The sequence below is a fragment of the Staphylococcus sp. acrmy genome (assembly GCF_022690565.1).
Classification (GTDB): Bacteria; Bacillota; Bacilli; order Staphylococcales; family Staphylococcaceae; genus Staphylococcus; species Staphylococcus caledonicus.
This window is the reverse complement of record NZ_JALCVE010000007.1, coordinates 93,907-106,150: the sequence shown is the minus strand read 5'-3', so window position 1 is coordinate 106,150 and position 12,244 is coordinate 93,907. Positions and strand designations below refer to the sequence as shown.

13 protein-coding genes are annotated in these 12,244 nt (G+C 34.0%); 5 read left to right on the top strand and 8 right to left on the bottom strand.

The window, feature by feature from the left end; translation table 11 throughout:
* Positions 1–123: 123 nt before the first annotated feature.
* Complete coding sequence (locus FH144_RS08815; protein WP_481914061.1) at positions 124–1,245, top strand: YibE/F family protein; 1,122 nt, start codon at positions 124–126, stop codon at positions 1,243–1,245.
* Positions 1,242–2,045, top strand: a complete 804-nt coding sequence (locus FH144_RS08810; RefSeq protein ID WP_198612187.1) for a YibE/F family protein — start codon at positions 1,242–1,244, stop codon at positions 2,043–2,045. Before FH144_RS08815 ends, FH144_RS08810 begins: the two co-directional genes overlap by 4 nt.
* Positions 2,046–2,224: 179 nt before the next feature.
* Here FH144_RS08810 and FH144_RS08805 read toward each other — a convergent pair whose 3' ends face one another.
* On the bottom strand, positions 2,225–2,617 hold the full coding sequence (locus tag FH144_RS08805; protein ID WP_242315181.1) for an NUDIX hydrolase: 393 nt from the start codon (positions 2,615–2,617) through the stop codon (positions 2,225–2,227).
* A 326-nt stretch (positions 2,618–2,943) separates the two neighbouring features.
* On the opposite strand from FH144_RS08805, the gene FH144_RS08800 reads away from it, so the two are divergent.
* Positions 2,944–3,222, top strand: a complete 279-nt coding sequence (locus FH144_RS08800) for a hypothetical protein (RefSeq protein ID WP_103165656.1) — start codon at positions 2,944–2,946, stop codon at positions 3,220–3,222.
* 82 nt (positions 3,223–3,304) lie between these two features.
* Here FH144_RS08800 and FH144_RS08795 read toward each other — a convergent pair whose 3' ends face one another.
* From FH144_RS08795 to FH144_RS08770, 6 genes are all read right to left on the bottom strand, one after another.
* The gene (locus FH144_RS08795; protein WP_242315179.1) at positions 3,305–4,114 is read right to left on the bottom strand and encodes a LysM peptidoglycan-binding domain-containing protein; all 810 of its coding nucleotides are present in this window, start codon (positions 4,112–4,114) and stop codon (positions 3,305–3,307) included.
* A gap of 313 nt (positions 4,115–4,427) precedes the next feature.
* The gene (gene gmpC, locus FH144_RS08790; RefSeq protein ID WP_107508230.1) at positions 4,428–5,273 is read right to left on the bottom strand and encodes a dipeptide ABC transporter glycylmethionine-binding lipoprotein; all 846 of its coding nucleotides are present in this window, start codon (positions 5,271–5,273) and stop codon (positions 4,428–4,430) included.
* Positions 5,274–5,315: 42 nt separating this feature from the next.
* Positions 5,316–5,975 (bottom strand): methionine ABC transporter permease, encoded by a 660-nt coding sequence (locus FH144_RS08785; protein ID WP_242315177.1) that lies wholly within the window; start codon positions 5,973–5,975, stop codon positions 5,316–5,318.
* Positions 5,976–6,998, bottom strand: coding sequence for a methionine ABC transporter ATP-binding protein (locus tag FH144_RS08780; protein ID WP_242315175.1), 1,023 nt, complete (start codon positions 6,996–6,998; stop codon positions 5,976–5,978).
* Positions 6,999–7,231: 233 nt separating this feature from the next.
* The gene (locus tag FH144_RS08775) at positions 7,232–8,380 is read right to left on the bottom strand and encodes a bifunctional cystathionine gamma-lyase/homocysteine desulfhydrase (RefSeq protein ID WP_242315173.1); all 1,149 of its coding nucleotides are present in this window, start codon (positions 8,378–8,380) and stop codon (positions 7,232–7,234) included.
* 5 nt (positions 8,381–8,385) lie between these two features.
* Positions 8,386–9,282: a PLP-dependent cysteine synthase family protein gene (locus FH144_RS08770; RefSeq protein WP_242315171.1), complete on the bottom strand. Its 897-nt coding sequence runs from the start codon at positions 9,280–9,282 to the stop codon at positions 8,386–8,388.
* 277 nt (positions 9,283–9,559) lie between these two features.
* Between FH144_RS08770 and FH144_RS08765 the strand changes: the two genes are divergently transcribed.
* Entirely contained in the window at positions 9,560–10,090 is a 531-nt protein-coding gene (locus FH144_RS08765; protein WP_242315169.1) for a pentapeptide repeat-containing protein, read from the top strand.
* Between the two features lie 185 nt (positions 10,091–10,275).
* A complete protein-coding gene (locus tag FH144_RS08760; protein ID WP_242315167.1) occupies positions 10,276–10,815 on the top strand; it encodes a hypothetical protein in 540 nt (179 codons plus the stop codon).
* A gap of 91 nt (positions 10,816–10,906) precedes the next feature.
* On the opposite strand, the gene FH144_RS08755 is transcribed toward FH144_RS08760, so the two are convergent.
* Positions 10,907–12,235 (bottom strand): sodium-dependent transporter, encoded by a 1,329-nt coding sequence (locus FH144_RS08755; protein ID WP_107508236.1) that lies wholly within the window; start codon positions 12,233–12,235, stop codon positions 10,907–10,909.
* Between the last annotated feature and the right edge of the window lie 9 nt (positions 12,236–12,244).

Genomic DNA, 12,244 nt, shown 5'->3' with positions numbered 1-12,244 from the left:
AAATTATCGAGTGTTATATTTTTTGAGCAGCATAGTTACTGTTTGAATCATTATAACGAGAAGCGTATAATCATTCTGTCATAACAAGGGGAGAAAATGAAAAATAAATGAGGGTTAGGATTCATGAATAAAAAGAGACACGCACTTTTACACTATAGTATTATGAATTGGCTCATCGCAATTGTTGCAATACTACTGGTAGGATTATTCATTTTTACTTTCTTTAATGCGTCTTTTTATAATACTCCTATAGGGAAAGTGACTCATGTAGAAACAAGTAAAGCACATAAAATAACAGATGAACATCATAATTCTGATTTAAAATATAAACAACATTTAACCGTAAACATACTTAATGGTAAATTTAAAAATCAAAGTACTACGATAACTAATACATATGTTCAATCGCAAGCAGATTCTGAACGTTTTAATACTAATGATAAGGTACTTATGCACATTCAACATAGTCCGAAAGACGCTACAATTTTAGAGAAAAAGCGCGATAGTCTGACTGTAGCTATCGTCGGTATATTTATTATGGTTCTACTATTGGTAGGTCGGAATGTAGGGCTTCAATCTATCCTATCTCTAATATTCAATACTGCTGCCGTTATCACAACAATCGCTATCCACGACCAACATCCCTCAATAAGTTTATTTTTATTGATGAGTGGGGCCATCGTCATTTCTACAATAGTGACTTTATTATTGGTAACGGGTCTCCACATAAGGACGTGGATCACAGCGATAAGCACCCTGATTGGAACGTTTCTATGCATAGGCATCACTCAGCTTATTATAATGCTCACTGGTGGTACAGGTATCAAATACGAAACGATGAGCTTTTTAACCTTACCGCCTAAAGAAGTCTTTTTAGCTTCGGTGCTAATTGGTTCATTAGGTGCAGTTATGGATGTAGCGATTACCATATCGAGTGGTATGTATGAAATTTTACAGCGAACGCCTAATATTTCTATCTCACGTTGGGCGCTTGCTGGGCGTAATATCGGCCAAGATATTATGGGTACAATGACTAACATCTTACTTTTTTCATATTTATCAGGCAGTTTAGCGATGTTTTTAATTTATTTGAAAAATGCTAATACCTTTACTTATACCATTTCGATGAATTGGTCTTTAGAAATTGCGCGAGCCTTAACGGGAGGTATCGGTATCGTCCTGACTATACCGGTGACAATTGGTTTAATGGTGCTGTGGCTTAAATGGAAGGGTGTGACACGATGAACTCAATCGTTTTATTAGCACTAATATTATTAGTTTTAATGCTTATTTTTGGTGGGAAAAAGGGCCTAATCTCATATTTAACGCTCTTTTTAAACTTTATTATCCTAATCATTAGTATTGTGTTTATTATGTTAGGCACCCCCATTTATCTCGTGTCATTTGTCTTTTGTATAGTTATCGCGGCATGTAATTTATTTATCTTAAATAGTTATAATACCAAGACGAAAGCAGCCTTCATCGGTACGATAACAACGACAATTATTTTAATCTTAGGCATTTATTTATCAGTTAATATCGGTCACTTACAAGGATTTGCGACTGAACAACAAGATGAAACGTATATCTTTTCAATGAATATTGGCATCAATATGGTGCAGTTCTCTATTTTCACTATTATTTTAGCGGTCATTGCTGCCGTCATTGATTTAACGATTACAATTAGTTCACCAATGTATGAATTAAGTGAAACAAATCCCCAATTATCGCGTACAGAGCTATTTCATTCTGGCATGAGAGTAGGTAGAGAAATCTTAGCCACATCAGCCAATACGATTTATTTAGCGTATTTTGGTGGACAATTAACCTTGTTCTTTTGGTTCTTTCAACTGCATTATTCATTTGGCCATATTCTCAATTCTAAGATTTTTGCGCAAGAATTCGTTTCAATTCTGTTAGGTGGTATTGCCGTAGCTATCAGTATTCCAATTACCGCTTGGATTACTGCTATATTAATTAAAAATCCTAAATTTAATCAACAAACTATTGATGATACTCACGCTTCTTCTGAAAATGAAGCATAGTATAAAAAAGAGCGTCGACAGAAATCTAAGGTTATCAAAGATTTCTATCGATGCTCTCTTAATTTTTGTGATTTTAGGACGAAATCTCCCAGCCATTCTACTTTTAGAGTTTCATTTATCGAAGACATCAAGCCTAAAATATTAGGGCTTAGGTTCTTTCTTACCATTATAAATAATTTTTACTGTGCATTTTTTGAAAATGTTTCAATCCATTTTACTACTGCTGGTGCTATTAAAGTAGTGTCATTCTTATCAAACCAACGTATATCTGTAATTTCATAATCAATTTTCACATTATCCCAGTCGATTTGTTTATTCACTTTAAAACCGTTAAGCTCAGTCAATGTATCTGGTTGTGGGTAAGCGTCTCCTACCACTGTACCTATATATGTAAAATCTTGGGGCGAAAATTCTAAGCGCAATTCTTCTTTAACTTCTCTTTGAATCGCTTCTAATTGTGTTTCCCCTTCATCAATCTTTCCACCTGGAAAATAATATTTCTCCCTATTGCGTACTTGTACTAATAAAATTTGATCTTCTGTCTCTTCAACTAAACACACGCACTTTATCACATCTATCGCCCTTTCGTTTTTAAATATTATGACTTCAAAAAAACAACTTATTTTAGTATGATGTTAACATATATTATTAGAAGGAAACTAAATCTAATTCTATTTTAGTGAACTACTATAAAATTGAAACTATGGTTAGGACAAAGTTATTTAGATTGTAGGTATAACTAATGAGACTGAGACATTAATAATTTGTGCTCTGGGAAACTGATAAACGGTGTCCCAATCTCATTCGTAGTTCTGACTTCAAAGGGGCCATTCATCGGTGCCACAAAATGTAGACAATCAATGTCCTAGCTTATCAAACTGTTCGGAGGGTTTTATTCATGGCAAAAAAATCAGGATTAGCACGTTTTTCAAGTTTAGTAAGTACTGCCGGATTTATCGTTGATGGTTATAATGGTATTAAATTTGATGCTAAAAATAAAAACTTAGTATATTTATCATTAGGCTTAAGCGCAGTAGGTACAATTATTGATTTCGTAGTATCAATGAAATCACCACGTAAATTCCGTAAACTAGCAGCATTTACTTCATTTATTATTAATGTAACACGCTTAGCTTCAAGCTTTAGAAAAGTTAAAGAAGACTATAACTTCCAATAAAAATTTACTGGAAAGTCAATTCTAAAATTATAGGCATACAAAGAGGGTTCTAATTAAAATCTCTTTGTATGCCTATTTTATACTAATGAATAAATTTATAATTTCGTAATTGATATGCGGAAATTGTGCGATATGTTGTGATTCCTGGGCCAGCGCTGAAGTTCATTTCTGAGACTAAAATACTACCGTTACTATTTACTCTTTCTACAAAAGCGACATGACCATAATATCCTGCATCTGATTGTGCAATAGCCCCAACTGCTGGACGGTAATCTACTCTATAACCATCTCTGATAGCCGCATCATCCCAGTTATTTGCGTTCCACCAATATGTACTAATACCTCTGCCAATTGCTAAACGACGATTAAACACATGCCATGTACATTGACCCCAATCATATAAATTACTATGACTAAACTTAGGTGAATTATAATGGCTTGATGTTTGAGTTGCCGTTGGTCTAGGTGTAGAAGTACTCGCTGTACCTGAGACTTTTAATTTTTGTCCTGGATAGATTAAGAAATTATTTAACCCATTTAAATTCATAATATGACGATATGTAGTGCCATAACGGCTAGCGATTGAAGACAAACTGTCTCCAGCTTTTACTGTATATGTATTACTCGCACCACTGGAAGATGGTCGATTTGATGAATTTGATGAACTAGACGAACCAGACACTTTCAATACTTGATTTGGAAAAATAAGATTCGATGATAAGCCATTTAAAGATTTTAATTGAGATACTGTAATACCATATTTATGCGAAATAGACCATAATGATTCTCCACTTCGAACTGTATGTGTTGTTGATGCTTCAGCTTGATGTGCAAATAGCACGCTACATGCACCTGTCCCTACAATTGCTGTCGCAAGAAGTTTTTTCTTCATACAAAGCGCCTCCTTAAGCGTATAGTTGTTTTGGTTAACTCACCATTTTAATCGTGTTGTATTAGACACTTATCATAATTATTTGTGTTCCGTCCGATCAAGTTTCCTACTTATATAAAATTAATATATTTCTTTATGATATTCCATTTCAATTTGATTACATATTTATGAAGTTTTAATGTACTAATTATAAAATTGAAACTATATAAATTACCACACAATTCAGAATTTTATTTAATATAACTGACTCTTATATACAAAAAAGCCAAATAAGTGAACTAGCACTTATTTGGCTTCTAGTCATATATTAAGGTTATTTAGATAAGCTATCTTCAATGTCTTTGATATCTTTTTGAGATAAGTTAACAGGTTTTTCGCCATCTTTTGTATCTTTCTTCAATGCTTCTTGTGCTTCTTTACCATGATAAAGGTCTACAATTTTTTTGTATGTTTTATTATCTTTATCTTTTGAGTTTACTGCTACGATATTGATGTAAGGTTTAACTGCATCTGAAGAAGATTTTTCTAAGAAGATAGGATCTTTCTTCGCATCTAAACCGGCTTTAGTTGCTACACCGTTGTTAATTACAGAGAAATCTACGTCATCTAGAGCACGAGCAGTTTGTTGTGCATCTACGGCTTTAATTTTTAAATGTTTAGGATTAGATTTAATATCTTTTGTTGTACCACTTAAACCGAAATTATCGTTAAGTTTTAATAATCCTGCTTTTTCTAATAATTTTAAGGCACGAGCTTGGTTAGATACATCGTTTGGAATTGTTACTTGTGCACCATCTTTAATATCTTTCACATCTTTAACTTTCTTAGAGTAAATACCTAATGGCGCTAAGACTGTAGTACTTAATGCTTCTATTTTTGCATCTTTATGCGCTTTTTTATATTCATTTAAGAATGCGAAATGTTGGAAAGCGTTCATATCAATGTCGCCATCACTTAACGCTTTATTCGGTACATTGTAATCTGAGAAGTGTTTGATTTCTATATCAATACCATCGTCCTTAGCTAATTCTTTGACCTTTTCCCAAGCAGCAGTATCATCAGAAGCTACACCAATTGTAACTTTCTTATTATTGCCGCCTCCACCGCACGCCGCTAAGACAAGTAACGACGCTAATAATAATCCGATAATTTTTTTCATTTGAAAATGCCTCCCCGAGTTGGAAAATTTATATTTAAATAACTAATTTCTGCGAATCATTCTAGAAATTACGTTACCTAATGACTGAATAATTTGAACGATAATAACTAATACAATAACTGTAATAATAATTACTAGTGTGTCGAAGCGTTGGTAACCATAAACGAGCGCTAAGTCACCGATACCGCCTCCACCGACTGCTCCAGCCATTGCTGTGCTACCAATTAAGCCGATAATCGCAGTAGTAATGGCTAAAACGAGTGAACCTAAAGCTTCTGGCAATAAGAAATGACAAATAATTTGAAACGGCGATGCACCCATTGCTTTGGCAGCCTCAATAATTCCGTCGTCTACTTCTAATAAAGAGTTCTCCACTAATCGCGCGATATACGGCGCTACATAGACTGTAAGGGGTACAATCGCTGCTGTCGTACCAATTGACGTTCCTACTAATAATTTAGTAAAAGGGACGATAGCAATTAACAAGATAATAAATGGAATAGATCTCAAAATATTAATAACCGGGTTAAGAATCTGATGAATAATAACATTTGGCCATACTCCATTTTTACGAGTAACCACTAACAAAATACCTAACGGAATACCAATCAACGCACCAATTACAAGTGCAACAGTCACCATATACAGAGTTTCATAAAGTGCTTGTAATAATTGAGATGTATCTATACCTGAACCAAACATCTAATGCACCTCCTCATATTGAATATGATGTGTTTCAAAATAGCTTTCGATGTTGGAACGTTCGAAGTATTGATCATGTTCGAAGCGCAACCATAAGTAATATACCGTTTCATCTTGAATATCTGACATAGAAGAAAAGAGAATCGTTACATTTACGTTGTATTGATGAATAAGATCAGTAATTAAAGATTGTTCTATTTGGCGTTTATCTAAGAATAGTTTGTAGTCTGTGTAATTAGCGTCGTCTCGTTCAAATGATTGACGTAAGGTTGGCGACGGCTCTGTACTAATTACCGTAGATACAAAACTTTTAGCAGTCGTTGTTCGCGGATGACTAAAGACTTCTTTAACAGTGCCAAGCTCTACAACCTTACCTTGTTCCATCACGGCTACACGGTTACAAATTTTTTGAATAACGCTCATTTCATGCGTAATCATCATGATTGTGACACCAAATGTACGATTGACGTTTTTTAATAACTGAAGAATTGAACTCGTCGTTGCAGGGTCTAACGCACTAGTAGCTTCATCACACAATAAAATTTTAGGGTTTGTGACAAGTGCTCGCGCAATCGCTACACGCTGTTTTTGACCACCTGAGAGCTCGTCTGGAAATTGATTTTTCTTATCTGCTAAGCCTACAAACTCCAACATTTCTTCTACTTTCTCTTTAATTTCAGCATTGCTTTTATGACTTAAAATCAGTGGCATTGCTACATTTTTATATACTGTTTTTGAGTTTAAAAGATTAAAGTGTTGGAATATCATACCGATATCTTTTTTAACTTTGCGAAGATCCTTTTCGCTATATGTATTAATTTCATGGCCATCAACAATAACTTGGCCTTCAGTAGCAGTTTCTAATTGGTTTACCAGTCGTACGAGCGTACTTTTACCGGCACCGCTATATCCAATTACTCCAAATATGTCATGATGCTCGATTTTAAAAGAGATATCTTTTAAAGCATGAATCTGTTCTCTCTTTTTATGAAATACTTTATTCACATTTTTAAATTCAATCAATCCTCTTCACCCTCACACAATCCTGATTATCCCTATAGGAATAAGTGAATTATATGTGAAACTTTATTGTCAGTCAATATAGTTTTTGAAAAAATAAAATTTTTCTGAAATTTAGGTTTTTATTTCTTTGTTGTGTTGTAGTTATTAATTATTATGTGTAATTTTTAAAAAACAAAAAAGTGAAACAAGGCATATGATTGCCCTGTTTCACTCTTCAAATGGTATTTAACTTATTATTTATTTAATGAGTCGATTGCTTGTTTTAAATCTTCAACTAAGTCATCTGTGTCTTCAATACCGATAGATAGACGTACTAAGCCATCAGTGATACCCTCTTTAGCACGTACATCTGGTGGAATAGACGCGTGTGTCATTAAGGCAGGTACTGAAATTAAACTTTCTACTGCACCTAAACTTTCAGCTAAAGTGAAGTAATTTGTTTTATGAATCAATTGTTTTGCCGCTTCTGTATCTTTCACTTCAAAGGCAATAACACCTGTATGTCCACTAGCTTGAGCAGCGTGAATGTCGTGGTTTAGGTGTTCTTTAATTATTGGATGGAAGACTTGTTGTACGGCAGGATGGTTTTGTAACATCTCTACAATACCTTCTACATTACGATTAATTTGTTCCATACGTAATCCTAATGTTTTAATACCACGCACTAGTAAATAACTGTCTTGAGGGCCAAGCACCCCACCAGTTGAATTAGAAATAAACGCTAATCGTTCGCCTAACTCATCATCAGCTGTCGCAACTAAGCCGGCTACTACGTCACTATGACCACCTAAATATTTCGTAGCTGAATGTAAGACGATATCAATACCAAAGTCTAATGGATTTTGATAATAAGGTGTCATAAATGTATTATCTACAACAGAAATTAAGTTATGCTCTTTTGCAATTTCTGCTGTACGTTTAATATCAGTGACACGTAATAGTGGATTTGAAGGTGTTTCTACATACAACATTTTAGTTTCTGGTTTAATGTAAGATTTAACTTCTTCAATATGTGTTGTATCTACGAAATCTACATCGATGCCATAACGTGTAAAGACTTTTGTTAATGCACGGTATGTTCCACCGTAAACGTCAGAGTTTAAAATAAGGTGGTCACCTTTGTCTAATAACATAATCACTGCACTAATTGCAGCCATACCTGAACCAAAGGCAAAGCCGTGTTTACCATTCTCTAAATTAGCGATGACACTTTCTAATGATGTACGTGTTGGGTTGGCAGTACGAGAATATTCATATCCTTGACGTAAATCGCCGATATCATCTTGTAAATAAGTACTTGTTTGATAAATTGGCGTTGTCACTGCACCTGTGAAGTCATCTGTCGTATGTCCACCATGAATCATTTGTGTTTTTTTCTTCATTATAATTATTCTCCTTTGTAGTCAAAGATTTGTTTAGACATATAGCGATCGCTACCGTCTGGGAAAATGGTTACAATAATACCTTTATCGATGCGTTTTTTAATTTCTAAAGCACCTTGTAAAGCAGCACCTGAGGAACTTCCTACAAGCAAGCCTTCTTGTTGTGCTAAGCGTTTTACATTTTCAAAACCAAGCTTATCACTTACTGTAATAATATCATCTACTAGTGATTTATCTAAAAATACTGGCCATTTCTCAGAGCCAATACCTTCAATATCATGAGCGTGTGCTTCGCCACCATTAAGCACTGAGCCTTCTGGTTCGACGATAATATTCTTAACGTTAAATGATTGTAAGTGTTGAGCCACGCCAGTAAACGTTCCACCTGAGCCAGCTCCGGCCACGAAGTAATCGATGTGTGGCAAGGCGTCAGTTAATTGTTTACCTAAAGTATGCGTATAAGCTGCTGGATTATGTGTCGTTTCAAATTGGTTCATATATACGGCATCGTTTGCTTCGGCATAAGCACGTGCCTCTTGTTGCGCACCTATCATGCCTTTATCTTTTGCCGTGCGTTTAATCTCTGCACCTAATGCACGCATAATCGAAATCTTCTCTTCTGAAAATCCTTCCGGCGCAAAGATTACACAATTTAAATTATATCGATTAGCGGCAATTGCTAATCCAATACCTGTATTACCTGCAGTCGCTTCTACAATCGTGTCACCAGCTTGCACACGACCTTCTTCTAAAGCAATTTCCACTAAATACTTACCTAAACGATCTTTTACACTTCCACCTGGATTAAATTGTTCTAACTTAGCGTAAATTTGAACATTGTCATCACTAAAGCTCTCTAATAATACAAGTGGCGTCTGTCCTATTAAGTCATATGCAATCATAATTTGTCATTCAGTCGCTCCCTTTCGCCTGAATATAACCCACTTTCTGTATAATATTCATTTCCTCATAAATCCATACTTAAACACTATGGATTATACGCTATCCGATGTATGATTGCAAAATGCTGAACCTTACATTTTTCGTAAAAATTTTAGTAAATAAGGAGCAACTTAATAACTATCGTTTACCTTAGTGCTCGTGTTACCATAATGATGATGATTATGCGAGAAATGGGCAATGACTGTTCATAAACAACACTATAAAGGAGCATATACAATGACCTCAAAGGCAGATTTATCGTTATCCGTTTTTACGAACGAGCAATATAAAAATTTAAACTACAGTAATAGTAACTTTAGAAATGCGATGTATGATGAATTAGAAGTGAATAAATGTCGCTTTAAAAACTGTAACTTCTCTGAAGGTATCTTTAAGAATGTGAATGCAATCTCTAATTCTAAATTTGTTAGTTGTGATTTTAACAGCAGTATCTTTGTAAATATTAATTTCTTTAAGACGTTAATAAGTAAAGTGGACTTTAGTGTCACAACGTTTGATGATAGCCAATTTAACGCTTTAACAATTGAACATAGTTACTTTAAAGATTGTAGTTTACGTAACGTGACGTTTAAAGATGTGGTGTTTAAGAAGGTTATTTTTGAAAATGTAGCATTAGATTTATGTCATTTAGATGGTATAAAAATTAAAGACTGTACATTCAAGAATGTTTCAATTAATAACTCTTCAATTCCTGAAAAAGTAATGAAAGAGTTACGTAAACACGATGTAAGATTTGAAAATATGTAAGTTTGTACACAAAACTGTCGCCAAGTTAAATAGCTAGGACGACAGTTTTTTATGTGCGAAGATTTTATATATTAAATCGAATTATATGTCACACGGCTCAATGGCTTGATTAATACTGTTTTGAAATGTTTTAAATAATAAATTTAAAGGAATAAAAAGTGGAGTATGTAAAAGGGGGAAACGTGATGTCTACACATGAAAATCATCATTATGAAGAATTTGAAGCGAGTAACATAAAAAAAGACGATTTAATGGATATTGATGAATTAAAACAATTAGTTGAAAAATTTGAGAATAACAATGAAGATGAAGACTTAAAACAAAAAATTAACACTGAAATTGGTAAATGGAAAGAATATATTAGAGACCAATTTAGACCGGAAGATCCTGCAGAAAAATCTAGACTTTCAAATATTGCCGATAAAGTACATGGCGATGTTAACGTAGCATTTGAATATAACGAATGCGATAAAATCTATGACTTTTTAGAAGCTTCTTACCAACGAAGTAAAGAAGATTTAGTTTATGGGCGTACGTTAATTTTATATTCAGAAAGTGAAATGATTAAACAATCGCTTACTTTCTTTGACTCTAAAGAAGAAAATCATAAATTAGTTACATTCATCAACTCTAAAAATATAGAAATCGGTAAAGAAATTATGTCAGAAGATTATATCGAATTATTAGAAACTGAACGTGATTATTTAAACGCCCTTTTCAAATAAAGTGAGAAGTGAATACAAAAAGTGGAAGCCAACGCATGGGTGTAGGACTAGATATCCCTACGCTGCGCTTTGGCTTCCACTTTATTTTTTATTAAAATAGTTGAACGACAAACACAAGTATAATGACTACAGGCATCACGAATTTAATCAAAAAGTACCATGGCGCAAATAATTTAAATTTATCTTTGCCAAAGCTTTCTTTTAAAGCGTCTTTATCTAACAATTGGCCTACTACCAATGTAGTACCTAATGCGCCTAATGGCATGAGTATATTAGACACGACGAAATCCATATTATCAAAAATTGTCCCTGCGCCAAATGTAATGCCACTTAAACTACTAAACGATAGCGTCGCTGGAATACTAATAATAAAGACTAATACACTAGCGATTAACGCAACCGGCTTACGTTTCGTATTATCGTTCTTAGTAAAGTTAGAAACATTAAGTTCTAATAGCGAAATTGATGATGTTAAAGCTGCGAATAAGAAGAGTATCAAGAATATAAAGTAGAAGACACTGCCGAAGCCCATTTGACTAAATACTAATGGTAAAACTTTAAACAATAAGCCAGGGCCTTCTTGTGGTTCATATCCAAACGACTGTAAAGCTGGGAAAATAGCCAATCCAGCTAATACTGATACTAAAATATTCATAATAACAATTGAAATAGCAGATGATTTAATTGTCATTTCTTTAGGGGCGTAACTCGCATACGTGATCATCCCTGTTGTTCCTAATGAGAGAGTAAAGAACGATTGACCTAACGCGAATAATACACCTTTCATTGAAATTTCTTCTAATCTAGGTTGTAAAATATAGCGCACGCCGTCTAGCGCACCGTCTAAAGATAAAGATTTAATAACTACGATAATTAAAAAGACAAATAATAGAGGCATCATTACTTTAGATGCTTTCTCTAATCCCTTTTCAACGCCTAACATCACGATTATCATTGTTAAAAAGATAAAAATGCCTTGTCCTAACACTGTTAGCCAAGGGTTACTAATAATCGCTTCAAAATTTATATTAGTTAATGAGGCTTTCTCGATAGAGAGCATTTGTAAAATAACATTTCCAATATAAATAATAATCCATCCACCGATTACACTGTAGAAACCAAATAAAATAAATACGGCTAAATTCCCGTTCCATCCAATAATATTTAGCCACTTTTTACCTGTTAGCTTACTATATATTTTAGTAGTATAAGTTCGTCCCATCTTACCTACTGTAAATTCCATAATTAATAGTGGTAGTCCTATAAATATTGTAAATAATAAGAATAAAAGTAAGAATGCGCCGCCTCCGTAAATGCCGGCCATATATGGAAATTTCCACATTGCACCTAGTCCTATTGCTGAACCAGCACTTGCCAAAATAAATCCAGTCGACGTCTTCCATTCAGATTGGCTACTCATTAAACTCAC

What these genes read in the sequence shown, in the direction of transcription:
- FH144_RS08815 (WP_481914061.1), top strand. Translation starts at nt 124, where the DNA reads ATGAATAAAAAGAGACACGCACTTTTACACTATAGTATTATGAATTGG.
- FH144_RS08810 (WP_198612187.1), top strand. Translation starts at nt 1,242, where the DNA reads ATGAACTCAATCGTTTTATTAGCACTAATATTATTAGTTTTAATGCTT.
- FH144_RS08800 (WP_103165656.1), top strand. Translation starts at nt 2,944, where the DNA reads ATGGCAAAAAAATCAGGATTAGCACGTTTTTCAAGTTTAGTAAGTACT.
- FH144_RS08795 (WP_242315179.1), bottom strand. Translation starts at nt 4,114, where the DNA reads ATGAAGAAAAAACTTCTTGCGACAGCAATTGTAGGGACAGGTGCATGT.
- gmpC (WP_107508230.1), bottom strand. Translation starts at nt 5,273, where the DNA reads ATGAAAAAAATTATCGGATTATTATTAGCGTCGTTACTTGTCTTAGCG.
- FH144_RS08785 (WP_242315177.1), bottom strand. Translation starts at nt 5,975, where the DNA reads ATGTTTGGTTCAGGTATAGATACATCTCAATTATTACAAGCACTTTAT.
- FH144_RS08775 (WP_242315173.1), bottom strand. Translation starts at nt 8,380, where the DNA reads ATGAAGAAAAAAACACAAATGATTCATGGTGGACATACGACAGATGAC.
- FH144_RS08770 (WP_242315171.1), bottom strand. Translation starts at nt 9,282, where the DNA reads ATGATTGCATATGACTTAATAGGACAGACGCCACTTGTATTATTAGAG.
- FH144_RS08765 (WP_242315169.1), top strand. Translation starts at nt 9,560, where the DNA reads ATGACCTCAAAGGCAGATTTATCGTTATCCGTTTTTACGAACGAGCAA.
- FH144_RS08760 (WP_242315167.1), top strand. Translation starts at nt 10,276, where the DNA reads ATGTCTACACATGAAAATCATCATTATGAAGAATTTGAAGCGAGTAAC.
- FH144_RS08755 (WP_107508236.1), bottom strand. Translation starts at nt 12,235, where the DNA reads ATGAGTAGCCAATCTGAATGGAAGACGTCGACTGGATTTATTTTGGCA.